This is a genomic window from Limimaricola sp. AA108-03, assembly GCF_050847355.1.
Lineage (GTDB): Bacteria > Pseudomonadota > Alphaproteobacteria > Rhodobacterales > Rhodobacteraceae > Limimaricola.
The window spans coordinates 233,849-260,000 of record NZ_CP193755.1 but is presented as its reverse complement, the minus strand read 5'-3'; the positions used below and the strand labels follow the sequence as shown (position 1 = coordinate 260,000).

Annotated in this window: 24 protein-coding genes (1 of these 24 only partly in view); 9 read left to right on the top strand and 15 right to left on the bottom strand. The window is 68.5% G+C overall.

The window, feature by feature from the left end:
* From ACRAQ3_RS01365 to glpD, 9 genes are all read right to left on the bottom strand, one after another.
* Nucleotides 1-833 carry the 5' portion of an iron-containing alcohol dehydrogenase gene (locus ACRAQ3_RS01365; protein WP_432255394.1) on the bottom strand. The gene continues 307 nt to the left of window position 1, outside the view, so only the first 833 of its 1,140 coding nucleotides appear in the window; it begins with the start codon at nt 831-833; its stop codon lies beyond the left edge, outside the window.
* Nucleotides 830-2,311 carry a glycerol kinase GlpK gene (gene glpK, locus ACRAQ3_RS01360; protein WP_432255393.1) on the bottom strand — a complete coding sequence of 494 codons (1,482 nt, stop codon included), beginning with the start codon at nt 2,309-2,311 and terminating at the stop codon, nt 830-832. The genes ACRAQ3_RS01365 and glpK overlap by 4 nt, the downstream gene beginning before the upstream one ends.
* 88 nt (nt 2,312-2,399) lie before the next feature.
* On the bottom strand, nt 2,400-4,121 hold the full coding sequence (locus tag ACRAQ3_RS01355; protein WP_269395623.1) for an ABC transporter substrate-binding protein: 1,722 nt from the start codon (nt 4,119-4,121) through the stop codon (nt 2,400-2,402).
* A 64-nt stretch (nt 4,122-4,185) separates the two neighbouring features.
* Nucleotides 4,186-4,458 (bottom strand): DUF2160 domain-containing protein, encoded by a 273-nt coding sequence (locus ACRAQ3_RS01350; RefSeq protein WP_269395622.1) that lies wholly within the window; start codon nt 4,456-4,458, stop codon nt 4,186-4,188.
* A 15-nt stretch (nt 4,459-4,473) separates the two neighbouring features.
* Nucleotides 4,474-5,367 carry a carbohydrate ABC transporter permease gene (locus tag ACRAQ3_RS01345; protein WP_269395621.1) on the bottom strand — a complete coding sequence of 298 codons (894 nt, stop codon included), beginning with the start codon at nt 5,365-5,367 and terminating at the stop codon, nt 4,474-4,476.
* Nucleotides 5,367-6,239 carry a carbohydrate ABC transporter permease gene (locus ACRAQ3_RS01340; RefSeq protein ID WP_085894925.1) on the bottom strand — a complete coding sequence of 291 codons (873 nt, stop codon included), beginning with the start codon at nt 6,237-6,239 and terminating at the stop codon, nt 5,367-5,369. Before ACRAQ3_RS01340 ends, ACRAQ3_RS01345 begins: the two co-directional genes overlap by 1 nt.
* Nucleotides 6,239-7,333, bottom strand: coding sequence for an ABC transporter ATP-binding protein (locus ACRAQ3_RS01335; protein ID WP_432255392.1), 1,095 nt, complete (start codon nt 7,331-7,333; stop codon nt 6,239-6,241). The genes ACRAQ3_RS01340 and ACRAQ3_RS01335 overlap by 1 nt, the downstream gene beginning before the upstream one ends.
* Before the next feature lies 1 nt (nt 7,334).
* Nucleotides 7,335-8,423 carry an ABC transporter ATP-binding protein gene (locus ACRAQ3_RS01330; RefSeq protein ID WP_432255391.1) on the bottom strand — a complete coding sequence of 363 codons (1,089 nt, stop codon included), beginning with the start codon at nt 8,421-8,423 and terminating at the stop codon, nt 7,335-7,337.
* A gap of 29 nt (nt 8,424-8,452) precedes the next feature.
* Complete coding sequence (glpD, locus tag ACRAQ3_RS01325; RefSeq protein ID WP_432255390.1) at nt 8,453-10,045, bottom strand: glycerol-3-phosphate dehydrogenase; 1,593 nt, start codon at nt 10,043-10,045, stop codon at nt 8,453-8,455.
* 271 nt (nt 10,046-10,316) lie between these two features.
* Here glpD and ACRAQ3_RS01320 point away from each other — a divergent pair, with 271 nt between their 5' ends.
* From ACRAQ3_RS01320 to ACRAQ3_RS01300, 5 genes are all read left to right on the top strand, one after another.
* Complete coding sequence (locus tag ACRAQ3_RS01320; protein ID WP_432255389.1) at nt 10,317-11,084, top strand: DeoR/GlpR family DNA-binding transcription regulator; 768 nt, start codon at nt 10,317-10,319, stop codon at nt 11,082-11,084.
* Between the two features lie 74 nt (nt 11,085-11,158).
* On the top strand, nt 11,159-11,812 hold the full coding sequence (locus tag ACRAQ3_RS01315; protein WP_432255388.1) for a hypothetical protein: 654 nt from the start codon (nt 11,159-11,161) through the stop codon (nt 11,810-11,812).
* Between the two features lie 72 nt (nt 11,813-11,884).
* Nucleotides 11,885-12,814, top strand: coding sequence for a LysR family transcriptional regulator (locus ACRAQ3_RS01310; protein WP_432255387.1), 930 nt, complete (start codon nt 11,885-11,887; stop codon nt 12,812-12,814).
* 107 nt (nt 12,815-12,921) lie between these two features.
* A complete protein-coding gene (locus ACRAQ3_RS01305; protein ID WP_432255386.1) occupies nt 12,922-13,317 on the top strand; it encodes an antitoxin Xre/MbcA/ParS toxin-binding domain-containing protein in 396 nt (131 codons plus the stop codon).
* A gap of 95 nt (nt 13,318-13,412) precedes the next feature.
* A complete protein-coding gene (locus ACRAQ3_RS01300; RefSeq protein WP_432255385.1) occupies nt 13,413-14,063 on the top strand; it encodes a trimeric intracellular cation channel family protein in 651 nt (216 codons plus the stop codon).
* A 61-nt stretch (nt 14,064-14,124) separates the two neighbouring features.
* Here ACRAQ3_RS01300 and ACRAQ3_RS01295 read toward each other — a convergent pair whose 3' ends face one another.
* The 4 genes from ACRAQ3_RS01295 to ACRAQ3_RS01280 all read right to left on the bottom strand — a co-directional run bounded on the left by ACRAQ3_RS01295 (nt 14,125) and on the right by ACRAQ3_RS01280 (nt 19,276).
* On the bottom strand, nt 14,125-15,561 hold the full coding sequence (locus ACRAQ3_RS01295) for an alanine/glycine:cation symporter family protein (protein WP_432255384.1): 1,437 nt from the start codon (nt 15,559-15,561) through the stop codon (nt 14,125-14,127).
* Nucleotides 15,562-15,655: 94 nt separating this feature from the next.
* Nucleotides 15,656-16,681, bottom strand: a complete 1,026-nt coding sequence (locus ACRAQ3_RS01290; RefSeq protein ID WP_432255383.1) for a sodium:calcium antiporter — start codon at nt 16,679-16,681, stop codon at nt 15,656-15,658.
* Nucleotides 16,682-16,701: 20 nt separating this feature from the next.
* Nucleotides 16,702-18,381 carry a hypothetical protein gene (locus tag ACRAQ3_RS01285; protein ID WP_432255382.1) on the bottom strand — a complete coding sequence of 560 codons (1,680 nt, stop codon included), beginning with the start codon at nt 18,379-18,381 and terminating at the stop codon, nt 16,702-16,704.
* Nucleotides 18,382-18,484: 103 nt separating this feature from the next.
* Nucleotides 18,485-19,276, bottom strand: a complete 792-nt coding sequence (locus tag ACRAQ3_RS01280) for a sulfotransferase (RefSeq protein ID WP_432255381.1) — start codon at nt 19,274-19,276, stop codon at nt 18,485-18,487.
* A gap of 150 nt (nt 19,277-19,426) precedes the next feature.
* On the opposite strand from ACRAQ3_RS01280, the gene ACRAQ3_RS01275 reads away from it, so the two are divergent.
* Genes ACRAQ3_RS01275 through ACRAQ3_RS01265 form a run of 3 tightly spaced genes read left to right on the top strand, consistent with a single transcriptional unit; the run spans nt 19,427 to nt 23,542 of the window.
* Nucleotides 19,427-21,481, top strand: a complete 2,055-nt coding sequence (locus tag ACRAQ3_RS01275) for an HAD-IIB family hydrolase (RefSeq protein ID WP_432255380.1) — start codon at nt 19,427-19,429, stop codon at nt 21,479-21,481.
* Nucleotides 21,478-22,599, top strand: a complete 1,122-nt coding sequence (locus ACRAQ3_RS01270) for a glycosyltransferase (RefSeq protein WP_432255379.1) — start codon at nt 21,478-21,480, stop codon at nt 22,597-22,599. Before ACRAQ3_RS01275 ends, ACRAQ3_RS01270 begins: the two co-directional genes overlap by 4 nt.
* A 16-nt stretch (nt 22,600-22,615) precedes the next feature.
* Complete coding sequence (locus ACRAQ3_RS01265) at nt 22,616-23,542, top strand: galactosyltransferase-related protein (RefSeq protein WP_432255378.1); 927 nt, start codon at nt 22,616-22,618, stop codon at nt 23,540-23,542.
* Between the two features lie 6 nt (nt 23,543-23,548).
* Here ACRAQ3_RS01265 and ACRAQ3_RS01260 read toward each other — a convergent pair whose 3' ends face one another.
* Nucleotides 23,549-24,685 (bottom strand): glycosyltransferase, encoded by a 1,137-nt coding sequence (locus ACRAQ3_RS01260; RefSeq protein WP_432255377.1) that lies wholly within the window; start codon nt 24,683-24,685, stop codon nt 23,549-23,551.
* Between the two features lie 154 nt (nt 24,686-24,839).
* On the opposite strand from ACRAQ3_RS01260, the gene ACRAQ3_RS01255 reads away from it, so the two are divergent.
* Nucleotides 24,840-25,523, top strand: a complete 684-nt coding sequence (locus ACRAQ3_RS01255; RefSeq protein WP_269395605.1) for a tellurite resistance TerB family protein — start codon at nt 24,840-24,842, stop codon at nt 25,521-25,523.
* 79 nt (nt 25,524-25,602) lie between these two features.
* On the opposite strand, the gene ACRAQ3_RS01250 is transcribed toward ACRAQ3_RS01255, so the two are convergent.
* Complete coding sequence (locus ACRAQ3_RS01250; protein WP_432255376.1) at nt 25,603-26,121, bottom strand: DUF2934 domain-containing protein; 519 nt, start codon at nt 26,119-26,121, stop codon at nt 25,603-25,605.
* Between the last annotated feature and the right edge of the window lie 31 nt (nt 26,122-26,152).

Below are 26,152 nucleotides of genomic sequence, written 5' to 3'. Positions count from 1 at the left end.
CAAAGTGCACCGTGCGGCGCACCAGTCCGTCCTCCCAGCACGCCCGCAAAGCCATGCACCGCGCCCAAGCCAGCATTGGCGAGCGCCAGCCCGCCGAACAGGCTTGTAAGCGCGAGATCGTTGCGCGCGCCTTCGTCCTCGGCCTGCATGAGCCGTGTCAGCGCGGCAAGGCCGCGCGGGATCGCGTCGCGGCACAGCGCATCGGTAAAGGGGGTGGCGCGGCACGACAGGTAAGGCTCGATCACCTGCGTCACCGCGTCGAGCCCCGAGGCCAGCGTGACGGAGCGCGGCGCATCATCGGTCAGGCTCGGGTCGATGATCGCCAGATCGGCCAGCATCCGGTCGTCCCGCAGGGACACCTTGCGACCATGCGCGGGCACGCCGATCACTGCGTTCTTGGTGACCTCGGCCCCGGTGCCGGCGGTGGTCGGCAGGGCCATGAACGGCAAGGGCGCGGCATCGAGCGGCCGCCCCTCCCCCACCACTTCGAGATAGCTCATCGCGGGACGGGCGGCGGGGATCAGCGCCGCGACCGCCTTGCCCATGTCGATCGCCGATCCGCCGCCCAGCGCCACCACGGCCTCGGCCCGAAGCGCACGTCCCCGCGCCACGGCCGTGTCGAGATCGTCGATCAGGGGCTCGCCCTTCTGGCGGATCTCCTCGACCGCGACCCCCTCGGCACGCAATTCGGCGGCGAGCCGATCGGCGGCCGGGTGGGAGCCCCGCAGCAGGATCACGCGCGTGCCCCAGGCACGAATCGCCGCGCCTGCGTCCTCGGCGCGCCCCCGACCGAAGACGACGCGGCCCGCGGTCAGGATCTCGAAGCCGTTCATGCCGAACGCGTCGCGGCGACGGCGCGGCGCCAGGCGGCATAGCCCGCTTCGCGCTTTTCCTCGTCCATCCTGGGGGCAAAGCTGCGCTCCAGCTTCCAACCCTGCGCGAAGCTTGCCATGTCGGGATAGATGCCGGCGCGCATCCCCGCGAGCCAGGCCGCGCCCAGCGCCGTGGTTTCGGTGATCTCGGGCCGATCCACCGGTGCGCCGGTGATGTCGGCGAGGAACTGCATGGTCCAGTCGCTGGCGCTCATGCCGCCATCCACGCGCAGCGTCGCGCGTTCGGAGGCGTCCTGCCAGTCGGCGCGCATGGCCTCGAGCAGGTCGCGGGTCTGGTAGCCCACGCTTTCCAGCGCGGCGCGCGCCATCTCGCGCGGGCCGGTGTTGCGGGTGAGCCCAAATACCGCGCCGCGGCAGTCGGGGTCCCAATAGGGCGCGCCGAGACCGGTGAAGGCGGGGACCATGATCACCCGCTGCTGCGGGTCCGAGGCCTCGGCCATCGCCTGCGTCTCGGAGGCCTTGTCGATCAGGCCCAGCCCGTCGCGCAGCCATTGAACCACCGCGCCGGCGATGAAGATCGAGCCTTCGAGCGCGTAGGTCGGCTTGCCGTCGAGCTGATAGGCCACGGTGGTCAGCAGGCGGTGGGTCGAGCGCACCGGCGTCTCGCCGGTGTTCAGGAGCGCGAAACAACCGGTGCCATAGGTGGATTTCAGCATGCCCGGCGCGAAGCAGGCCTGACCCAGCGTCGCCGCCTGCTGGTCGCCCGCGACGCCGAGGATCGGGATTTCGCCGCCCAGGAGATCGGTCGCGCCGAAATCGGCGGCGCAGTCGCGCACCTCGGGCAGCATCTCCATCGGAATGTCGAGCATGCCGCAGATGGTGCTGCTCCAGCCGCCTTTGTGGATGTCGTAGAGCATGGTGCGGCAGGCATTGGTGGCGTCGGTGGCGTGCACACGCCCGCCGGTAAGGTTCCAGATCAGCCACGTATCCACGGTGCCGAACATCAGCTCGCCCTTGCGCGCCCGATCGCGCGCGCCGTCGACGTGATCGAGGACCCATTTGAGCTTGGTGCCCGAGAAATACGGATCGATGATCAGCCCGGTCTTGGCGGTGACGGTTTCCTCCTCGCCCCGCTCGCGCCAGTCGCGGCAGAACTGGGCGGTGCGGCGATCCTGCCAGACGATGGCGTTGTGGATGGGGCGGCCGGTCTCGCGCTCCCAGACCAGCGTCGTCTCGCGCTGGTTGGTGATGCCGATGCCGGCGATGTCGGCGGCGGCGATGCCGGTCTTGTCCAGCACGGCGCGGCAGACGCGCAGCGTGCTCTGCCACAGGTCGTCCGGGTCGTGTTCGACCCAGCCGCTGTCGGGGTAGTGCTGCGGAAATTCCTCCTGCGCCATCTCCACGATCTTCATCTGCGCGTCGAAGAGAATGGCGCGGCTCGAGGTGGTGCCCTGATCGATGGCGAGGATGTGGGTCATCGGATGCTCTTGTCTGAAAGGAACGCGCCGCGGCGGGAGGCTCCGCGGCGCGGGATGCCGGGGCCAGACGGCCCCGGCGGTTCGGCATTTACTGCCAGGACTTGATCAGCTCTTCATAGCTGATGGTTTCGGGCTCCTCGTCCTCGTTCTCCAGCTTCGGCTTCGGCGCGCCGGGCTGGTCGAGCCAGTACTGCGGATCCTGCTCCTCGTTCATGACCGGGCCGAGATCGCCCTGGATGCCCGCGCGCTCGAGCCGCTCGAGCACCTGCTCCTGCTGCTCGCAGAGGCTGTCGAGGGCCTCCTGCGCGGTCTTGGCGCCCGAGGAGGCGTCACCGATGTTCTGCCACCAGAGCTGCGCCAGCTTGGGATAGTCGGGGATGTTGGTGCCGGTGGGCGACCAGCGCACCCGATCGGGCGAGCGGTAGAACTCGACGAGACCGCCAAGCTCGGGCGCGCGCTCGGTGAAGCTTTCGTGCTGGATCGTCGATTCGCGGATGAAGGTCAGGCCCGCATGCGACTTCTCGACGTCCACGGTCTGCGAGGTGACGAACTGGGCGTAGAGCCAGGCCGCCTTGGCGCGATCGACCGGGGTCGATTCCATCAGCGTCCAGGAGCCCGCGTCCTGGTAGCCGACCTTCATGCCCTCTTCCCAGTAGACGCCGTGCGGGCTGGGGGCCATGCGCCATTTGGGGCTGCCATCCTCGTTCAGCACGGCCGCCGCGCCGTCGCCGACCATGTCGGCGGTGAAGGCGGTGTACCAGAACATCTGCTGCGCGATCTGGCCCTGCGCCGGCACCGGGCCGGATTCCGAGAAGGTCATGCCGGCAGCCGCGGGCGGGGCGTAGTTCTGCAGCCAGTCGGTGTACTTCTCGATCGCGTAGACGGCCGCGGGCGAGTTGGTCGCGCCGCCGCGCGCCACGCAGGAGCCCACGGGCTGGCTGTTCTCGTTGACGCGGACGCCCCATTCGTCGACCGGCAGGCCGTTGGGCTCGCCCTTGTCGCCCATCCCGGCCATCGACATCCACGCATCGGTGAAGCGCCAGCCGAGGCTCGGGTCCTTCTTGCCGTAATCCATGTGGCCGAAGACCTCGCCCGACACACCCATGTGACTCAGGTCGCGGCCGGTGAAGAAGGCGGCGATGTCCTCATAGGCCGACCAGTTGACCGGCACGCCGAGCGGATAGCCGTACTCGGCCTCGAAATCCGCCATGTTCTTCTCGTCGGTGAACCAGTCGTGGCGGAACCAGTAGAGGTTCGCGAATTGCTGGTCGGGCAGCTGGTAGAGCTTGCCATCCGGACCGGTGGTGAACTGCAGCCCGATGAAGTCGTCGAGGTTGAGGTTGGGGTTGGTGACGTCGGCGCCCTCGCCCGCCATCCAGTCGGTCAGGTTGCGCGCCTGCTGGTAGCGCCAATGCGTGCCGATCAGGTCGCTGTCGTTGATGTAGGCGTCGTAGATGTTCTCGCCCGACTGCATCTGGGTCTGCAGCTTCTCGACCACGTCGCCCTCGCCGATCAGGTCGTGGGTGACGTTGATGCCGGTGATCGCGGTAAAGGCCGGGGCCAGCACGTTGGCCTCGTATTCATGCGTGGTGATGGTTTCGGAGACCACGTTGATCGACATGCCCGAGAACGGCTCGGCGGCATCGACGAACCACTGCATCTCGGCTTCTTGCTCCTCGCGGGTGAGGGCGGATCGCTCGATCTCCTCGTCGAGGAAGCTGATCGCGGCCTCCATGTCGGCCATGGCGGGCCCCGCCATGAGACCGAGCGCGAGGCCCAACGCGGTGGTGGATTTCAGAAGCGGGTTCATATGGTTTCCTCCCATTTGTCGAACCATCACGCCGTCCTCCCCGAACGGCGCTTCGTGAAACTCGTCAGACCCAGCGGAACACCGCGGCGGCGTAAACGAGGCAGACCAGCATCGCCCAAGGCTGCGGCGCATCGACAAGCCCCAGCCAGGCGAGATTGATGAAGGCGGAGCCCAGAAGCGTGATGAAGAGCCGGTCGCCGCGCGTCGTCTCGATTCCCAGAACGCCGGTGCGCGGCGTTTCGGGATAACGGATCGCCAGCACCGTGAAGATGATCAGCAGCGCCGCGATCGAGCCGAAGAAGATCGCCGTGGGGACCGTCCATGCCATCCATGCCATGTCGTCTCTCCTCTCTCAGACGCGGCCCAGGGCAAAGCCCTTGGCGATGTAGTTGCGCACGAACCAGATCACGAGCGCGCCGGGCAGGATCGTCAGCACCCCCGCCGCCGCGAGCACGCCCCAGTCGAGGCCCGAGGCCGAGACGGTGCGGGTCATCGTCGCCGCGATCGGCTTGGCATCGACGCTCGTCAGGGTGCGCGACAGCAGCAGTTCCACCCAGGAGAACATGAAGCAGAAGAAGGCGGCGACGCCTATGCCGCTCGCGATCAGCGGCATGAATATCTTCACGAAGAACTTCGGAAAGGAATAGCCGTCGATATAGGCGGTCTCGTCGATCTCGCGCGGCACGCCGCGCATGAAGCCCTCGAGAATCCACACCGCCAGCGGCACGTTGAACAGCGTATGCGCCAGCGCCACCGCGATATGGGTGTCGAACAGCCCGACCGAGGAGTAGAGCTGGAAGAACGGCAGCGCGAAGACCGCGGGCGGCGCCATGCGGTTGGTCAACAGCCAGAAGAACAGGTGCTTGTCGCCCATGAAGCTGTAGCGCGAGAAGGCATAGGCCGCCGGCAGCGCCACCGAGATCGAGATGACGGTGTTCATCGTCACGTAGATGATCGAGTTGACGTAGCCCATGTACCAGGACGGATCGGTGAGGATCTTCTCGTAATTGGCCAGCGTCAGGTTGCGCGGCCAGAGCGAGAAGCCCGACAGGATCTCGGCATTGGTCTTCAGGCTCATGTTCAAGAGCCAGTAGATCGGCAGCATCAGGAACAGCAGGTAGAGCGCCATCACGATCATCGAGCCGTTCGGCCGGAAACGGCGGCGGGTGCGGGCGCGCGGTTCGGCGGCGCTGACATCGCCGGGGATCGAGGCCGCGCCGGGGGCGGAGGTCGTCGCATCGGACATCAGACACCATCCCTTTTGTCGAGGTTGGTCATCACGGTGTAGAACACCCAGGAGATCAGCAGGATGACGAGGAAGTACATCAGGCTGAAGGCCGCCGCCGGGCCGAGGTCGAACTGTCCCAGCGCCATCTTCACGAGATCGATCGACAGGAAGGTGGTGGCGTTGCCGGGACCGCCCCCGGTGACGACGAAGGGCTCGGTATAGATCATGAAACTGTCCATGAACCGCAGCAGGATCGCGATCATCAGCACGCCCGCCATCTTCGGCAGTTCGATGAAGCGGAACACCTTCCAGCGCGAGGCCTGATCGATCTTGGCGGCCTGGTAATAGGCGTCGGGGATCGATTGCAGGCCGGCATAGGCCAAGAGCGCCACCAGCGAGGTCCAGTGCCAGACATCCATGATGATGACCGTGGCCCAGGCGTCGATCACGTTCTGGGTGTAGTTGTAGTTCACGCCCAGCTTGGCCAGCACGTAGCCCAGGAGCCCGATATCGACCCGGCCAAAGATCTGCCAGATCGTGCCGACCACGTTCCACGGGATCAGCAGCGGCAGCGACATCAGCACGAGGCAGAACGAAGCCCAGAAGCCTTTCTTCGGCATGTTGAGCGCGACGAAGATGCCCAGCGGCACCTCGATCGCGAGGATGATGCTCGAGAAGACCAGTTGGCGGCCCAGCGCGTTCCACATCCGCTCGCTTTCGAGCATGTCGCGGAACCAGTCGAGACCGGCCCAGAAGAAGACGTTGTTGCCGAAGGTGTCCTGCACGGAATAGTTCACCACGGTCATCAGCGGGATCACCGCCGAAAACCCGACGAGGATCAGCACCGGCAGCACCAGGAACCAGGCTTTCTGATTGACGGTCTTGTTCATCACGCGGCCCTCCCCTGCGCGGTCCCCGGAGCGACGCGCCACTCGTCGGCATAGACGTTGATAGCCTCCGTATCGAAGCTCACCCGGTCCGCCCCTGCCGGCACCGGCGTGCCCTCGTCGAGGATCGCGTTGGCGGCGGTGCCGCCGACATCGAGCCGGACGATCTTGTGACGGCCCACATCCTCGACGCGCAGGATGCGCGCGGGCAGCCCTTCGCCGCCCGCATGCAGCCGGACGAATTCGGGCCGGACGCCGATCTGCACCTGACCCGCGACGGGGGCGTAGCTGTCGCCCAGCGGCACCGCCACGCCCTGCACGATGGCGGTCGCGCCGGATACCTGGGCGTCGAACAGGTTCATGCCGGGCGAACCGATGAAGAAGCCCACGAAGGTATGCGCGGGCCGCTCGAACAGCTCCTGCGGCGTGCCGATCTGCACCACGCGCCCATCATACATCACCACCACCTTGTCGGCGAAGGTCAGCGCCTCGGTCTGGTCATGGGTGACGTAGATCATCGTGTGGCCGAAGTCGTGGTGCAGCTGCTTGAGCTGGGTCCTGAGTTCCCACTTCATGTGGGGGTCGATCACGGTCAGCGGCTCGTCGAAGAGAAGCGCGTTCACGTCCTCGCGCACCATGCCGCGACCAAGGCTGATCTTCTGCTTGGCGTCGGCCGTCAGCCCGCGCGCCTTGCGCCTGAGCTGATCCTCCATGCCGATCATCGCCGCGATGCTGTTCACTCGCTCGGCGATGTATTTCGGATCGGCGCCGCGGTTCTTGAGAGGAAAGGCGAGGTTCTCGCCCACCGTCATGGTGTCGTAGACCACCGGGAACTGGAACACCTGCGCGATGTTGCGCTCGGCCGTCGGCGCGTCGGTCACGTCGCGCCCGTCGAACAGGATTCGCCCCCGGCTCGGCCGCAGCAGCCCCGAGATGATGTTGAGCAGCGTGGACTTGCCGCAGCCCGAGGAGCCCAGGAGCGCGTAGGCCTCGCCATCGGCCCAGTCGTGGTTCAGCTCCTTGAGCGCCCAGTCATCGTCGGATTTCGGCTGCTTGAGGTAGGAATGCGCGAGGTTGTCGAGCGTGATCTTGGCCATGTCAGGCGGCCTCCACGTAGGATGCAGGGGCGACGAGCGGGCCGTCCTCGGCGAAGACGTAGACATGCGCCGGGTCGAGATAGGCGGTGAGCGCCTGCCCGGGGCGCAGGTTGCGCACGCCATGGATCAGCCCGACCCAGCGGGTGCCGTGATGGTCGAGATGCACGAAGGTCTCGGAGCCGGTGATCTCGGTCACCGCGAGCCGCGTCTCGAAGGCGATGTCGCCCTCGTGGCGGCGCTCCAGCTCCATGTGGTTGGGGCGAAAGCCCCCCTGATAGCGACCGTCGCGCAAGCTGCCCAGCGCGCCCGCCGCCGGCACCTCGCGGCCGCCATCGAGATGCAGGACCGCCCCGCGCTTCTCGAAGGGCAGGAAATTCATTGGCGGATCGGAGAAGACCCGTGCCGTGGTCGCGTCCACCGGATGGCGGTAGACCTGTGGCGTCGGGCCGAACTGCGTCACTCGCCCCTCCCAGAGCGTCGCGACATGGCCGCCCAGCAGCAGCGCCTCCTCCGGCTCAGTGGTGGCATAGACGAAGATCGAGCCCGCCTCTTCGAAGATCTTGGGGATTTCGGCGCGCAACTCCTCGCGCAGCTTGTAGTCGAGATTGGCCAGCGGCTCGTCCAAGAGCACCAGACCCGCATCCTTGACCAGCGCCCGGGCCAGCGCGCAGCGCTGTTGCTGACCGCCCGACAGCTCCAGCGGCTTGCGATCGAGAAGCGGGGTCAGCTTCATCATCTCGGCCGATTTTCGAACGGCGGCGTCGATCTCGTCCTTCGACTTGCCCGAGATCCGCATCGGCGAGGCGATGTTGTCGTAGACCGTCATCGACGGGTAGTTGATGAACTGCTGGTAGACCATCGCCACCTTGCGGTCCTGCACCCGCACGCCGGTCACGTCCTCGCCGTTCCACAGGATGCGGCCGGTCGTCGGTGCGTCGAGCCCCGCCATCAGCCGCATCAACGAGGTCTTGCCCGACAGGGTCGGGCCCAGCAGCACGTTCATCGTGCCGTTTTGCAACGTGAGGTCGGTGCGGTGGATATGGGTCTGCCCCTCCACCCGCTTCGACACGCCCTCCAGCGTCAGCGTCATGATCGTCCTCCCCGGTCGCGCGGCCCTCCTCAGCCGTGCCGCGCGGCCCTCTCTCCCTGCATCCAGTCCTCGAGGGCGGCGGCCTGATCTCCCGTCAGGCGCAGCCCCAGCTTCGATCTCCTCCACAGCACGTCATCCGCGCTGCGAGCGTATTCCTTTTCGACGAGCCACGCGACCTCGGCCTCGGTCAGCGTCGCCCCGAAATCGCGACCGAGATCCTGCGCGCTCCGGGCCTTGCCGAGGATCGATCGCGCCTCGGTGCCATAGGCGCGCACCAGCCGCCGCGCCCAGCGCCGGTCGAGGAACGGGTAATCCGCCTCGAGCCCCGCGATCAGCGCCTCGACGCCATCGACCGGGAAATCCCCGCCCGGCAGCGCGACGCCAGCGGTCCAGCGACCCTTCGTCGTCTCGAAATAGGGCGCGATCTTCTCCATCGCGCTCTCGGCGAGACGGCGATAGGTGGTGATCTTGCCGCCGAAGACGTTGAGCACCGGCGCGCCGCCTTCGGCATCGACCTTGAGCGTGTAGTCCCGCGTCGCCGCCGTGGCGCTCGAGGCGCCGTCGTCATAGAGCGGACGCACCCCCGAATAGGTCCAGACGATGTCGTCGCGCGTCACCTCGCGTTCGAAATAGCGGCTCGCGAAGCGGCACAGATAGTCCTGCTCCTCGGGCGTGCAGACCGCCGGCTCGGAGGGATCGGGGTGGTCGGCATCGGTGGTGCCGATCAGCGTGAAATCGGTCTCGTAGGGGATCGCGAAGATGATCCGCCCGTCGGTGCCCTGGAAGAAATAGCACTTGTCGTGATCGTAGAGCCGCTCGGTGACGATGTGGCTGCCGCGCACGAGGCGCACGCCCTCGCGGGTTTCCACGTCGATCGCGCCCTTCAGCAGCTTGCCGACCCAGGGCCCGCCCGCATTGACCAGCATCCGGGCCCGGTGCGTGCGCCGCGCGCCGGTGTCGCGGTCCTCGACCTCGATGGCCCAGAGGTCGCCCTCCCGCGTCGCATGCAGCACCTTGGTCCGGGTCATGATCCGCGCGCCGCGCGCCTCGGCGTCGCGGGCGTTCAGGACCACGAGCCGCGAATCCTCGATCCAGCAGTCGGAGTATTCGTAGGCGGTCTCGAACTTGGGATCGAGCGGCCCGCCGGCCGGGTCGCGCCTGAGATCGAGCGTGCGGGTGCCGGGCAGGATCTTCCGCCCGCCCAGATGGTCGTACATGAAAAGCCCCAGCCGGATCAGCCAGGCCGGGCGCCGCCCCTTCATCCATGGCATCACCGTGCCCAGAAGCTTCGAGGTCGGGGTATCGCTCTCGAATCGCATCGACGGGTGATAGGGCAGCACGAAGCGCATCGGCCAGGAGATGTGCGGCATGGCGCGCAGCAGCGTCTCGCGCTCGATCAGCGCCTCGCGCACCAGCCGGAACTCGAAATATTCGAGGTAGCGCAACCCGCCATGGAACAGCTTGGTCGAGGAGGAGGAGGTCGCCTGCGCGAGATCGTCCATCTCGGCCAGAACCACCGACAACCCGCGCCCGGCAGCGTCGCGGGCGATGCCGCAGCCATTGATGCCGCCACCGATCACGAAGAGATCGCTGACATCTTCGGTTGTCTCGACTGCCGACAAGTGGATGCCCCCCGCCCCGTGTTCGGTTCGCCCGTGATCCTGACTCCGAGAAGCGCGCCAAGCAAGAGGAATTTTTCGTTTAGGTTCGCTTTCTCCGATCCGAACCTGTACCCTTCGCGACCGTAGAGAGGGAAGTTTTCAGCACTTTTCGGGAGCTTTCGAGGGAAAGACGGGCTATAGGTTTCCATTCACATAGGGAAGCAATCCCGCGTTTGCGTTGCATTCTGCCGGATTCCGCGCATTATGGAACATCCATAACGGGATCCGCGCGATGTCACAGAGCTTTCGGCAGCCAGAAATCCTCGAGATCGCCCGCCGCGAAGGGCGGGTCACGGTCGAGGGGCTGGCCGAACATTTCGGGGTGACCCTGCAGACGATCCGCCGCGACCTGACCGATCTGGCCGAGGCCGGACGGCTCGAGCGGGTGCATGGCGGTGCGGTGCTGCCATCGGGCACCGTCAATATCGGCTACGAACATCGCCGCAGCCTCAACCCCGGGCCCAAATCCGCGATTGCCGCGGCCTGTGCTGCCGAGATCTCGGACGATGCCTCGATCTTTCTCAACATCGGCACCTCGACCGAAGCGGTGGCGCGGGCGCTGCTGCGCCATCGCGGGCTGATGGTGGTGACCAACAACATGAACGTCGCCACCATCCTCGCCGAGAACGCCGAGGCGCAGGTGATCGTCACCGGCGGCGCGCTCAGGCGCTCGGATGGCGGGCTCGTTGGTTCGCTCACCACCCAGACGATCCAGCAGTTCAAGTTCGATCTCGCGGTGATCGGCTGCTCGGCGCTCGACGAGACCGGCGACCTGCTCGATTTCGACATCGAGGAGGTCGGGGTGAACCAGAGCCTGCTGCGCCGTTCGCGCCGCACCGTTCTGGTGGCCGACCGCTCCAAGTTCTCGCGCTCCGCGCCCGCGCGCATCGCCTCGCTGCGCGAGATCGACGTCTTCTATACCGATGCACCGCCGCCCGCCGCGCTGGCGCAGCGCTGCGCCGAATGGGGCACCCGCATCGTCATCGCCCGACCGGACTAGCCCTGCACTGGCGATTCACCCCTTCGAGGCATAAAGGGGGATGCGCCTTTCCTGCCCGCGCGCCCGGAGTGCCGATGCGTACCACCCTGCCCCGACTGGCCCTGCGCCTCGTGCTGGTCGCGATCCTGATCGCGGTCAACCTCTGGCTGGCCTTCTGGCTGCGCGACTTCGCCGCCGAGATGGCCGCGCAAGGCCGGATGGAACTGCTCGGCCTCACGGTCGCGGGTCTGCTGCTGCTCTACGCGGTGGTGCTGGCGATTCCCTTCGTGCCTGGAGCCGAGATCGGGCTGGCGCTGCTGATGGCGCATGGTGCCGCCGCCGCACCCATCGTCTGGGGCGCGACGGCGGTGGGGCTGATGCTGGCCTTCGGGGCCGGCCGGGCGCTCGCCGCGCCGCGGGTCTGTCTGGCGCTGGACCGGCTGGGCTTCAACAGGGCCGCCGCGGCATTGGCGCGGCTGCGCGAAACCGATCCAGAGGCACGGATGCGCAAGCTCGAGGACAGCGTGCCGCGCTGGGCCCGGCGCTGGGTGCTGCGACGGCGCTATCTCGTTCTGGCACTGCTGGTGAACCTGCCGGGCAACTCTCTGATCGGCGGCGGCGGCGGCATCCTGCTGGCCGCCGGGCTGAGCCGGTTGTTCCAGCCGGTTGCCGTGGCGCTGACCATGCTGCTGGCCACAGCGCCGCTGCCGCTCGCGGTGATGCTGATCGGCCCCGGTATACTGGGCTAGCTCCGGCTGCCACTGGCCGAACCCCGCGAGGCGGCGTAACCAAGCCCCAGCTGACAGCGATGGGAACGTGACTTGGCCTATCTCGACAACATCCGCACCTTCGTCAGGGTCTACGAGCTGGGCTCGATGTCGGCGGCCGGGCGCGATCTGCGGGTGTCGGCCGCCGTGGCATCGGCCCGGATCGGGCAGCTTGAGACGCATCTGGGCGTGAGGCTGTTCCAGCGCACCACCCGCAGCCTCGCCCCCACCGAGCAGGGCCGCAGCTTTTACGAGGGCGCGCGCGCGGTGCTGGAAAAGGTCGAGGAGGCCGAGGCGCTGGTCTCGCGGATCACCGAAAACCCGCGCGGCACGATCCATGTCGCGGCCCCTCTGGGCGTCGGGCGGCGCCTGATCGCGCCGGAGCTTCCGGGCTTCGCCGCCACCTATCCCCAGGTCGACCTGCGGTTGCGGCTGTCGGACCGGATGATCGATCTCGCCGCCGAGGCGATCGATCTGCGGTTCTTCCTCGGCCGCCCCGCCGACAGCGATCTGACGATCCGCCAGATCGCCAGCTGCGCAAGGCTGCTCTGCGCCGCGCCCGACTACATCGCCCGGCGCGGCACCCCGCGCGACGGCGCGGCCCTGGTGAGCGGCGCGCATGATTGCCTCAACCTGCGCTTTCCCGGCGCCACGGAGTTCCGCTGGACCCTGATGACCCCCGAAGGTCCGCGCGCCTACCCGGTGAGCGGGCGGCTCGAATGCGATGATGGCGACGTGCTCACCGATTGGGCTCTGGCTGGTGCCGGAATCGCGCTCAAGCCGGTGTTCGAGATCGCCGATCATCTGGCGGCGGGCCGGCTGGTGCCGGTCTGCACCGAAACGCCGCCCCTGCCGGTGCAGATGGCCTGCCTGTTCACGCATCGTCGGCTGCAGGACCCGAAGATGCGGCTCTTCATGGACCATATGGCCGAGCGGATCGGCGGTGCGGTTGCTGCCGCCGAGGCCGTCGCCGGGGCCTGCTAGGCCCGAAATCGGCAAATTTTCGCCCATCACACGGAGATGCTGGAACCGTTTCTGCCCGCTAGACGCGACTCGGGTATAGCGGGGGGCAGAGACAGAGGAGAGCGCCCTTGTTCGCAGCCGTCCGGTCCGTCGAGGCCCCCGAACGTCCCGTCAGCCCTGCGGAAACCGGTCCGCTCGTCCGCACTGCCGTGCTGCTCGCCCGGGTCTGGGAGCTGCGCGATGCGCAGATGGTGGCCATCCTCGGCGGCATGCAGCCCGAGAGCTGGCGCCGCTGGTGCGCCGGACAGGTCGAGATCGTCGACCGCGAGCGGCTGCGCCGCATGGCGCTCCTCCGCGACATCCACGTCGCCACCCGCAGCGCGAGCGCGACGCTCGGCGCCGCCGACTGGATCCGTGCCCGCCAGCCAGCCCTTGGCGGCCGCAGCCCGCTGCAGATGATGGGGTCGGGCCGGATCGAGGACCTGATCCGGCTGCGCGACGCCTTCGCTTCCATCGCCGCCTGATCGCGCATCCCGGGCGCGGGATGCGTCCGCGTTGACATGGGCCCGCCAGCGGCTAGGAGGGCGCTCCCGCCCCTCCTGACGCCCGGAGCCCCGCCATGGACCTGCCCCTCGCCCCGCTGCTCGCGGCGCTCGATCTCGTTTCAGCCGTCTCCTTCGCGGCGACCGGCGCGCTGGTCGCTTCGCGCAAGGAACTCGACATCCTCGGCTTCGTCTGGTTCGCGGTGATCACCGGCGTCGGCGGTGGCACGACGCGCGACCTGATCCTCGGAGAGCCGGTGTTCTGGGTCGAGGATCCGACCCCGGTAATCGCCTGTATCTTCACCGCCATCGTCACGCATTTCGCGGCGCACATGATGGAGTACCGCTACCGCTACATCCTTTGGCTCGATGCCTTCGGCATGGCGCTGGTAAGCGTGGTGGGCACGCTCAAGGCGCTCGACGCGGGGGCGGGCGTCACGGTGGCGATCGCGATGGGCGTGATCACCGCCAATGTCGGCGGCATCATCCGCGACACGCTGGGCCATGAGCCCTCGGTGATCCTGCGCCGCGAGATCTATGTCGCGGCCTCGATGCTGGGGGCCGCGGCCTGCGCCGCGCTCGTGCTTTCGGGCGCGGGGCGCGAGGCGGCGGCGCTGGCGGGCTTCGGTCTCGCCTTCACGCTCCGGATCGTGGCGCTGTGGCGCGGCTGGTCGCTGCCGGCCTACCGCTCGCGTCCCGGTCGCAAGAACCCACCCACCGGTTTCTGAAGCATCCCATGAAAAAGGGGTGCGTCACCGCCCCCCTTTCGATCTCGCAGCCTGATCGCACTCAGCCGAGCGGCCGGGTCCGGGCCGGCACGGCCCATGCGGCGCGGTCGATATCGAGATCGGCGTAATCCTCGATCTCCAGTACCGGCTCCACCGCGCCCGCGCGCAACTGCCTGCGGTAGTCGTTGAGAAGCCGCAGCCCGACCGGGAACAACATGGTCAGCGCCAGCAGGTTGACCAGCGCCAGAAGCCCCATCAGCGGGTCCGAGAAGAAGAACACCGCCGTGGCGCCGGGCGCCGCCGCCCCGAGAAACACCACCATCGGCACCGCGAGCCGCAGCAGCACCCGGGCGATGCCGTTGTCCCACAGCACGCTCAGCGCGGTCTCGCCGAGATAGTAGTTGTAGATGATCGAGCTGAAGGCGAAGAGCAGCACCGCGCCGGTCAGGAAGTACTGCGCCCAGCTGCCCAGATGGTCGACCAGGCTCTGCTGGGTCAGCGCGACGCCGTCCACATCGGTCGCGCCAGGCACGTAGACATCGCCCAGAAGGATCACCATCGCGGTGCAGGTGCAGATGATCATCGTGTCGATGAACACCGAGAGGGACTGCACGATGCCCTGGCTGATCGGATGCGGCACCGCCGCCGCCGCCGCCACGTTCGGCGCCGAACCGAGTCCCGCCTCGTTCGAGAACAGGCCACGCCGCATGCCCTGCGCCACCGCCGCGCCGACACCGCCACCGACAGCTTCCTCGAGGCCCACCGCGTTGGCCACGATGGTCCAGAGCGCCGCCGGCACCTCGGTGATGTTGAGAACGATCACCGCCAGCGCCAGAACGATGTAGCCGATCGCCATGATCGGGATGATCACGTCCGAGACGCGGGCGATCCGCTTGATGCCGCCGAACACGATGACGAGCGTCACCAGCGCGAGGCCCGCGCCGACGAGGATCGGGTCGAGCCCGAGGCTGTCCTGCGCGGCCACCGCCACGGTGTTGCCCTGGAACGCCGAGAAACCGAGCCCGAAGGAGGCCAGCAGGCAGATCGCGTAGAGGATGGCGAGCCAGTTGAAATGCGCGCCGAGCCCGTGGATGATGTATTGCGCGGGCCCGCCACGGAAGGTGCCGTCGGGCTCACCGCGCTTGTAGAGCTGCGCCAACGCGCATTCGAACAGCGAGGTGGCCATGCCGATCAGCGCCACCACCCACATCCAGAACACCGCGCCGGGTCCGCCCAGCGTGATCGCCACCGCGACACCGGCGATGTTGCCGCCGCCGACGCGGCCGCCGACCGATACCAAAAGCGCCTCGCGCGAGGAGACGCCGCCCTGGCGGTCGCCGCCTTCGGAGAGCACGCCCCACATGCGCCCGAAAAAGCGCAGCTGCACGAAGCCCGAGATCAGGGTGAAGGTGCCGCCGAGTATCACGAGGAACGGGATCAGCGCCCAGCCCCACGTGGCGTCCCCGATCCAGCCGAATAGCGTCTGCAATTGTGTCATGCGGTCCTGTCTCCCTTGTCGCGCGCAACTTCAACGGTGCGGCTCTGTGGCGCGTTTGCGCAAGGGGCACAACGCATTGTTCCGATACAAGCGGTCATAGAAGCACCAGTGCCACGGAGCCCGCATAGAGCCCCAGCACCAGAACGCTTTCGAAGCCGATCCGCACCGGGCCGGTCTTCTCGCGCCGCAGCATTCCCAGAAGTAGCACCCCGGTCATCAGCATGGCGATGAGCGCGGTGGTCCGATCGGCCGGGGTGAGTGCGCCGTAGATCGAACCTTCGTCGAAGAAATCGGCGGCCGAGAGGAACATCACCTCGAAGGCGTTACCGCCGATCACGTCGCCCACCGCGAGGCTGACCGCGCCGATCCGCACCGCGGCGATGGCGGTGACCAGTTCGGGCAGGGAATTGGCGACGCCCGCAAAGACCGTGCCCACCGCGCTTTCACCCATGCCGGTCAGCCCGACGAGCGCGAGGCTCGCCTCGCCGATCACCCAGCCCGCCACAGCCGTCACCCCCGCATAGAGCGCGAAGCGCAGCCAGAGCCCGCTATCCGACCTGCCGCCCTCGCGGTCCGGCTCGGAAACCTCCTCGCGGGTTTCATCGGTCTGAACCGGATGCCACATCGGATCGTCATGGATCCGCGACAGCAGCCGCAGGCCGAAGGCATAGCCGACCGGGATCAGCAGCGAGGCGGGGTGCACGCCCCAGATCGTGATCTGCGGCTCGGCCGAGGCGATGAGCGGAATCGAGAGCAGCACCACCAGCAGCACGCCCTGCGCGAGGCCGGTGACCGAGGCGGCGGCATGTTCGAGATTGGCACGGCGATAGAACAGATCGGCCACCGCGATGAAGGCGGTCTGCGCGGTCAGCCCGCCCAGCGCGTTGCCCACGGCAAGGCCGGAGGCCCCCTGCGCGGCGGTGGAAATGGAGGTGATGGCGCCGGGCAGCGAGGTCGCCGCTCCGACGAAGAGCGCGCCAGCGACGACCTCGCCCATGCCCGTGCGGTCGGCCAGCGCATCGGCGACATGGGCGAGCCGTACGCCTGCCAGCATGATCGCCGCCGCCGCCATCGCGAAGATGCCGGCGACGGCCCAGAGGGAGAGGCCCGACAGGTCCATTCAGCGAACCGGACCGCCGGTCATTCCGCGATCGTGAACTCCCGCCCCTCGAACAGGGCACAAGAGCCGTCGCTGTCACCGATGGCGAAGCCGCTTTCGCTCGGGGCAAGCTCGCAGCGCATCGGGAAGATCGCGGAGCCGGTGTCGCCTTGCACCTGATCGAGCGTCAGAACGCCGTTCTCCACGACATAGCGCCCGTTGACGCGGCCCATCTGCTCGCTGCCCGCCATGGTAAAGCGCCCGTCCTCCGAGAATTTCACCGCGATCGGGCCAAGCGTGTAGAGACCGGGCGACAGGTTCGCGACTTTCGAGGGTGCGGCGGCGGGCGCGTCGCTATCGGCAGGCGCGGCGGCGGGCCCTGCCGGCGGGGCGCCGGGTTCGCCGCCAATGACGGTGTCGGTCGAGGCGGTTTCGGCTTCGGCGGCCTCCGCGAGATCGGTCTCGGTCGATGCTTCCTGGTCCGGCAGATCGGTGACCTGCGGACGCGCCATGGCCTCGCCTGCTTCGGGGGTCGCGGCAGCTTCGTCAGTCGGCGCGACCTCGGTTCCGCTCTCGGCCGCGTTGGTCACGGCCTCCGTCGAGGCGGCATCGTCGGCGGGCGCATTCACGTCAGCAGCGGGCACGATCGGCTCGGCCGGCTCGGTTTCGCCCTCCTCTGCCACCGCTGCGGTTTCTTCAGGCAGATCGGTCACTTGCGGACGCTCGGCGGCAGGCGCGGCATCGGCGGTCTCGTGCGTTTCCGTAGCTTCAGGCTCCACGGGCGCTTCCGAAGCTTCGGTCTCTGCGGGTAGATCGGTCACCTGCGGACGATCGCCAGTCGCCTCGACCGGCGCCGCCACGCCAGCGATGCGCCGCTCGACCCGAGCCAGCTCCTCGGCCCGCTGCGCGAGGTTCTGCGCTAGCTGCGCCACCTCTTCCTGCAACAGCTGCCTCTGCTCCCGTGCCGCCGCGACTTCCTGGGCGAGCGAGTCCTGCTCCTCGCTCAACGCGCTGACCTCGGCCTCGAGATTGTCGCGGCGCTCGGTCAGCTCGGCAACGCGGGCCTCGGCTTCGGCCAGTTCGGCCTTGATGGTGTCGCTTTCTTCGCGCACCGAGCTCAGCTCGGTCTCGGCCTGCGAAACCTGCTCGGTCAGTTCTGCCGCCTCGCTGCTCAGCGTGGCGATCAGCTGCCGGAGCTCGGCCTCCTCGCCGCGCGCCTGCTCGAGGCGCTGCGTGACCTCGTTCAGCTCGGCGGTCGCGGCCTCGGCACGCGATTGGGCCTCGGCGCGACGCGTCTCGAAGCTATCGAGTTCGCTGCGCAGCGGCGCGAGTTCCTCTTCGAGCGTGCGCGTCTGCTCCTGCGCCGCTTCGAGATCGGCTTCCGCCGTCTCGATCTGGCCCGACAGCTCCTGCAGCCGCGCCTCGGCCGGGGCGATCTCGGCCTCAATGGTGGCACGGCGGTTCTCGAGCTCCTGCTCCTCGACCCGGAGCCCTTCGAGCTCGGCGCGCAGCGCCTCGATGCTGCCCATGGTCTCGGTCTGGATCGCCACCTGATCCTCGACCTCGACGATCCGCGCCTGCGCCTCTTCGAGATCGCCGCCGATCGAGGCGCGGGCGATGAGCAGCCACAACACCAGGATCCAGCCGATCACCGCGGCGGCCACCGCGATCCAGAATCGGGACGAGCTCGGCCGCTTCGCGGGTTCAGCTGTATCGGTCATGTCGTGCAATCTCCCCTCGTGACGCCTTGCGCGCGCCGCATTCTTCTCGCCAAGAAGCAACAGGGGCAAGCGCGAAGGGGTTCCGGGCAAAGGTGAAAAATCCTCAGCGCCTCGGAGGCCAGACCCTCTCGACCGCCTCGCGCACTGTCCTGAGCGGGTGCGCGACCGCCGCGGCGGGCATCGGCACCACCGCGCCGTCCGGCCCGTATCCCATCGCGCCCATTACCGCCTCCGCCCCCTCTGGCAACGGCATGGTTGCGCGCAGATCGTAATCGCGATTGCCGTCGCGTACCGGCTCCGGCGCCGCGCCGTCGCAAGGCCGGTCGCAGAACGCGGCCAAGGCCCGGCGCGCGGCGTCCGGGGTGGCCACGAGATCCTCGTAGCGCACGATCAGCCGCGCATGCAGCCGTCGGGCATCTTCCAGTGCGATCCGGTAGGCCTGTGTCCAATGCGCGACCAGATCGGCCTCGCTGCGGTCGCTCCACTTCGCCGTGGCCCGCGCCACCGCGAGGGGATGGCGCGTCACGATGACGAATTGCGACAGCGGGAACAGCTGCTGGTAAAGCCGCATCCGCAGCAGGTTCACCGGAGATTTCTCGACGCGCCATGCCGTGTCGGGGAACCACGGCGCCCAATCCGCCTCGATCCGCTCGCGCACCTCCAGCCGGTCGAAGCGGCAGCCCTCGACGAGATGCTGATCCGGGTCGAAGGCGAAGGCCCCCGGCTCTCCCGCCAGCGCGTCATGCGGGATCGCGCCCTGCAGATAGACCCCTTCGTTTTCGGGAACCGGCAGGTTCGAAAGCGTACCCAGCCCAGAGATGGAGCCGGCGATCCGCGCCGCCAGCGAGGTGCCTGAGCGGTGCAGCCCGCCGATAAAAAGGTAACGATGCTTCATGTTTCTCGGTCCCCGCACCTGCCTGCAGCCCGCAAGCTAGCGCGGCATGGCGTTTGATCAGCCTCGGCCTGAACCGGAACGGGGAGGGAACCCGGCGGTCGCCAATCGCATTGGGGCGCCAACAGACGAGACACACCGAAAGTCCCCCCAATGTTCGTGATGCAGATCGCGCTCGGCGGTTGCCTCAAGGCGCCGCCGATCCACTATGGCCTGACCGACGATACGGGCGGTCATATCGCCTATGTGCTCGCCGCGACCCGCGCGCTCGAGGCGCGGTCCGACATCGATCGCATCGACGTGGTGACACGCCGCTTCGACCGGCCGGATCTGGGCATCGCCCATGCCCGACCGCATGAGAGGCTGGGGCCGAAATCGCGAATCCTGCGGCTGGACGATGGCTGCGCCGACTACCTCTCCAAGGAGGCGCTGGAGGCGCGGATTCCCGCGATCACCGAGGCGTTCCTCGACCATCTCGCCGGGCTCGCCCGCAAGCCCGACGCGATCCACGCGCATTTCGCCGATGCGGCAGAACTGGCCCTCGCGGCACGCGAACGCTTCGGTATCCCGGTGATCTACACGCCGCATTCGCTGGGCCTGGACAAGGCCCGCGCGATGCAGGGCCAGGGGGATGCGATGTCGCGGCGCATCGCCGCCGAAACCCGTGCCATCGCCGGCGCCTGTGCCACGGTCGTCTCCTCGCGCGACGAGGCCGAGCGGCAGGTGGCGGCCTATGACGGGGCCGATCCGGCCCGGATCCACTGCATCGCGCCGGGCGCCACACTGCCCGGCCCCGCCGACATGCAGGCCGCACAGGCGTTGATTTCGCCCGAACTGGCCCATCCCTATCGCCCCTTTATCCTCGCCGTGGCGCGCCCGGTCGAAAAGAAGAACCTCGCCGGTCTGGTGGCCGCCTATGCGTCGGCGCCAGGTCTGCGCGATCGTGCGAACCTCGTGATCCTCGCCGGGCTGCGCGGCCCGGGCCGCCAGGGCAGCGATGAGCAGCGGCGCGTGATCGCGGGAATCCGTCAGGCGATCCGCACCCACGGGCTCGAAGGACGGGTGGCCCTGCCGCCCGAGCATGACGCGGCAAGCCTCGGCGGCCTCTACCGTCTTGCCGCCGAGCGGCAGGGTGTGTTTGCCAACCCGGCGCTGACGGAACCGTTCGGCCTGACCATCCTCGAGGCCGCGGCCGCGGGACTGCCCGTGGTCGCGACCTGCCATGGCGGCCCTTCCGACATCGTCGCGCGGATCGGCCATGGGCTGACCGCGGAGCCGAGCGATGCGCAGGCCTTTGGCGCGGCGCTGTCGCGGCTGATCGGCGATGCCGAGATGCATGCGCGTTGCCGCGAGGCCGCCGCGTCGCACGAGACCGCCTATTCGTGGGATCACTGGGCCGCCCGGGTCGCCGCGCTCATCGCGCGTATCGCCGCGCCGCGTCCCCTGCCCGTCCCGACCCGGATCCTCGCCAGCGACATCGACAACACGCTGACCGGTGATCGCGACGCGCTGCGCGGCTTCGCGCAATGGCGCATGGGGGACCATGCGCTCTTCGCCGTGGCGACGGGACGCACCATCACCGAGGCGCGGCGCATCCTCGCGGAATGGGAGATCGACGAGCCCGACGCCTTCATTACCTCGGTCGGCACCGAAATCTACCGCCGGGACGCGACCGGCCGGCTGGTCTTCGACGAAAGCTGGGCCCGCGAGATCGAGTGCGACTGGCGCCGCGATGCGATCCGCGACGCGCTCGACAGCCCCTCGATCCGGATGCAGCCCGAGATCGAGCAGCGGCGCTGGAAGCTGGGCTATCTCGGCGATGCACGACAGGCGATGCGGATCCGTAACCGGCTCGACATGGCAGGGCTCGCGGCGCGGGTCATCGCGTCGCATGGGCGCCTGATCGACGTCGTTCCCGTCCGCGCGGGCAAGGGGGCGGCGCTGGGCCATCTGGCGCGCAGCCACGGGCTGAGCCTCGATCACTGCGTGGCGGCAGGCGATTCCGGCAATGACGAATGCATGCTGCGCGCTGCCGGGCGCGCCATCATCGTCGGCAACGCCGATGGCGATCTTGCCCGCCTGCCCCGCCGCCCCGGCCTTTACCGAAGCCCGCTGGCGCATGCGGCGGGGCTGATGGACGGGCTGAGCTGGGCCGGGCTGGCGCCGCAGGAGGTGGATGAGCCGGTCATGCGGGTGGCAGCGGAATGAGGCCGCTGGGATACTTCGTCCATCACCAGGGGCGCGGCCATGCCGAGCGTTGCGCCGCGCTGGCCTGGGCGCTGCCGCCGGAGCGGCCTATCACCATCTTCTGCGCCCGTGACGACATCTTTCCGCCCCTGCCGCCGCAGGCCAGCATCATAACCACCCCCTCTCTGTTCGAGGCCACGGGCGCCGAGGCGCCGGGGCTTGCCGATCTCGACACGCCTGACACGCTGCATTGCGCACCGGTGGGCTGGCCCGGCATCCGCGAGGCGATGGGCCTCATCGCAGGCTGGTTCCGCGAGGCCGATCCGGCGCTGTTGGTCTGCGACGTCTCAGCCGAGATCGCGCAACTCGCGCGGATCTGCTCGGTTCCGCATGTGAAGGTGCTGCAGCATGGCGACCGAAGCGATCCCGGCCATGTCGCCGCCTATCGCGGGGCGTTGGGACTGCTCGCGCCCTGTCACGAGGATCTGGCGCAGCCCGACTGGCCGGACTGGATGCGGGACAAGACGCATTTCGCGGGCGGCCTCGGGATCGCGCCGATGCCCGGGCGCGCCGAGGCCCGCGCTAGGCTGGGCATCGGCACCGATGACAGGATCGCTCTGGTCGTCTCCGGCGGCGGCGGCTCGGGCTTTGCTCAGGCGCCGATCGGTGTCGGCGCCCGCGCCTTTCCCGACTGGCAATGGCACAGCATCGGCCATGTCGCGCGCGACTGGCACGCCACCGAGCCCGGAAACCTGACCCATCACGGCTGGGTCGATGACGCGCCCGACCGGATCGCGGCCGCCGATCTGGTCATCGCCTCGACCGGCAACACCACCTGCCATCAGGTTATGGCGGCAGGCGTGCCGTGGATCGCGGTGCCGGAATGGCGCTACTTCGACGAGCAGCACGCCAAGGCCCGCGCCCTCGATGCAGCCGGTGTCGCCCATGTCGAGCCGCACCTCCCCTCTTCGGTCCATGCATGGCGCGCGGCGGTCGATGCGGTCTTGATGCGCCACGACGCGGCGCGCATGCGCGCGCTCGTCTCCCCCGACGCCGCCCAAGGTGCCGCCGCATGGCTCGAAACGCTGATCCGGCGGAGCTGGGGCCATAGCGCCCCGCTCGCCCTTGTTGCCGAATGAACCCCAGGAGTTACTCATGACCGCTTCCGTCCTGACCATCGCCCGCGGGCGCGATGCGCATCTTGCCAATCTGGTGCGCGGGCTGTCGCGCCAGACCGAGCTGCCGACAGAGCTGGTGATCGTGCGCATGCAGGAAGCGGCGTACGCCCTGCCCGACGCTCCCTTCCCGGTGCGGCAGGTGGCGCTGATCCGCGACAGCCTGCCGCTCGCCGAAGCGCGCAACCTTGCCACCCGCGAAGCACAAGGTGACGAGTTGCTGTTCCTCGACGTCGACTGCATCCCCGATCCCGATTTCGTGGCCGATTACCGCCGCCATCTCGCCGGTTTCGACGGGCTGGTGATGGGCGAGGTCATGTATCTGCCCGATGGGGTGAACCGCGACGGCTGGGACTATGCCGATTTCGAGGCCGTGGCCGAGCGCCATTCCGACCGGCAGGGCCCGCCGCCGCAGGGCATCCGCGGTTGCAACGATTACCGCTGCTTCTGGTCGTTGAACTTCGCGATCCGCCGCGCTGATTTCGATCGTGTCGGTGGCTTTGACACGCGGTTCCACGGCTATGGCGGCGAGGATACCGATTTCGGCCGGTCGCTCGAGGAAGCGGGGATGAAGATCGGCTGGGCCAAGGGCGCGCGCGCCTATCACCAGTATCATCCGCACCACATGCCGCCCGTGCATCATCTCGAAAGCGTCGTGCGCAACGCCGAGCTGTTCCGCGAGAAATGGGGCCATCGCACCATGGGGCACTGGCTCCATGCCTTCGAACTGATGGGGCTGATCGCGCAGGACGAAACCGCGATCCGTATCCTGCGCGCGCCCTCCGAGGGGGATCTGGCGCTGACCCGGCACCAGAGCCACCGGCCTTATTGCAACTCGGCCGAGGTGATCCGCGAGATCGAGCGGCGCCGCGCCGTGCCCAGCGCCGCCCCGGTCGCGGCGGAATAGAGGGCCTCAGGCCCCGGCGGTCACGGCCTCCGGGGCGACCTCCAGCTCGTGCGGCGCATAGGTGATCCCCGGCCAGTCCGCCGCGCGCGCCGCGACCGCCTCGGCGTAGAGCGCCTCATAGCCATCCACCATCGCGCGGATCGAGAACCTCTGCTCGACCCGGACCCGCGCCGCCTCGCGCGGCAAGCTCATCGCCCTGACAAGCGCCCGGGCCAAGCCTTCGGGGTCATTTGGCGGGGCATAGGTGCCGCAGGGGCCGATCACCTCCCGCACCGCGCCCATCTCCACCGCTGCCACCGGCAGGCCGCATGCCATCGCCTCGATCGCCGCAAGGCCGAAAGGCTCGTCCCAGAGCGGGGTGAAGAGCAGAGCCGAGGCCCGTCCGAAGGCCGAGGCCAGATCCGCCCCCGCAAGATGGCCGCCATAGCGGATATCGCCTCCCAGAAGCGGCGCGATTTCGTCCTCGAAGTAATCGCGGTGCTCGATCACCCCGTAAATCGTCAGCGGCACGCCCGCGATCCGCGCCGCCTGGGCTGCCAGATGCGTGCCCTTGGTCGGCGTGATCCGCCCGGCCCAGACCGCCGATCCGTCGCCCGAGGCCGAAAACGGCCAGTCCGCTAGGGCGATGCCGTTGCCCACCACCCGAGCCGAATCCGGCGGAGCCTCCCACCAGCGCCCGAGCTGCAACCGTGAGCAGGTGGTGACGAGGTGCCACGGCGCCACGCTGTCGCCCATCGCCCGGCGCAGCGCCGCGAAGGGCGGCACATGCATCGACGACACCATCGGCAGCCGCCGCGCCCGCGACAGCCGCGGCGGAAAGCGGTGCAACGTATTGTTGTGCACCACGTCGAACGCCCCTGCCGCCACATCGCGGCAAGCCGTCGCGAACGTGGCATCGAGCAGGTCGTTGAGCGTGTCGGTGCCGTGAAAATCATGCCACGGGTAGCGGCGGTCGTAATGTTCCTCCAGCACCGCATGTAGCCGCACCCCCGGCGGCGGGGCGCTGTCGCCGCTGGCGAACAGGGTGACCTCGTGACCCCGCCCCGCCAGTTCGCGCGCGAGGTGCCAGCCATGCGCCTCCATGCCCCCCATGAAGGGGGCCCGCAGCGGGTGGCGGATATGGGTCATCAGGGCGATCTTCACGCATGCGCTCCCTTGCGGTTCGTCAGGACTGACAACTGCGCCCCGCGACGGAGGGGTCAAGGCCGGGTGCGGGGCCGCACCGGCGCGAAGCCCACGGAACGAAGCGCCCGACCGCGTCGTTCCATCTGCGAACCCAGGCGGAAAGGATGATCCCATGAGCCTCAAACGGATTCTCGGCGTCATGCTGGCCTCGCGGATGGCCGGGCGCGGTCGGCGCCGTGGCAGCCTCGGCAGCGCGGCGCTGCTCGGCGGACTTGGTGGCCGCGGGCTGCGCGGCAAGGCCGGCGTCGCGGCGCTGGGCTACATGGCCTACCAGGCCTATCGCGATCACCAGTCGCGCCAGCGTGTCAGCGGCTCCACCGCCCACGCGGCATCCAGCGGCTCCGGATCGGGGCTGAGTGGCATCTTCGACCAGATCGCCGGAGCGCTGGGCGGCGAGGCACAATCGACCGAGACGCCCGATCCGCGCCACCAGCAGGCCGCCGAGGCGATGAGCGACGACCGCGCCCTGCTGTTGATCCGGGGCATGATCGCGGCCGCCCATGCGGACGGCAATCTTTCGATGGATGAACGGCACCGCATCGCAGGCCAGCTCGACGAGGCCGAGGCCAGCGCCGACGAACGGCGGCTGATCGCCACGGAAATCGAGAACCCCAAGCCGATCGACACACTGCTCGCGCGGATCGACGATCATGACACGGCGATCGAGTTCTACCTTGCCTCCCGCGCTGCGGTGGATTCCGAAACCGAGGCGAACCGCGCCTATCTGACGCTGCTCAGAAATCGGCTCGGCATCACTGAGGAAGAGGCGCGCGAGGCCGAGGAACTCGCCCCCTGATCCCGCCTGTCGCGTCTCGAAACACGAAAGGGCCGCTTCCACCCGGAAGCGGCCCTTTCATGACCTTCGGCATCCGGCCTCAGCGGGTTTCGCTCGGCCCCTTGGCATAGGCGTCGGCAGTCTTCTCCGGGCCAGATCGTACGGCCCGGCGCGAGACCTTCTTTTCGCCCGGTTTCACGGTGTTGCCGCCCTCGGCCGCCCCCGCCTTGTCGCGATCGACCTTGGCGTTCTTGCGCGGACGACCACGCTTGGGCGCGGCGCCGGGCTCGGTCTTCTTGGCAGCGCTCTTGCGGCGCCCGCCGGTGGCGGGGGTCGTGTCGGCGATCTGTTCGCCGGGCGCCTCCGGCATGCCTTCGCGGGCCTGCTGCACGTCCATCTCGTCGAGCCCGTCCGCGTTCAAGGGCAGGTCGTCGCTGCGACCGGCAAGCCCCGCCGCGGCCGCCGTCTCGGGCGCCACGTCGGTATCGGTCGCGTCTTCGGCGTCGATCTGCGCCACCGCTTCGTGCCAATGATCCTGGTGACGCCCTTCGGGCGCACCTTCGCGTTGCCACAGATCATAGGCGCGCCGCCGGATCCGTTCTTCCCTGTCCTCGGCCATCGGGGTCCTCCCGGTTGAATCCACGTTCTTT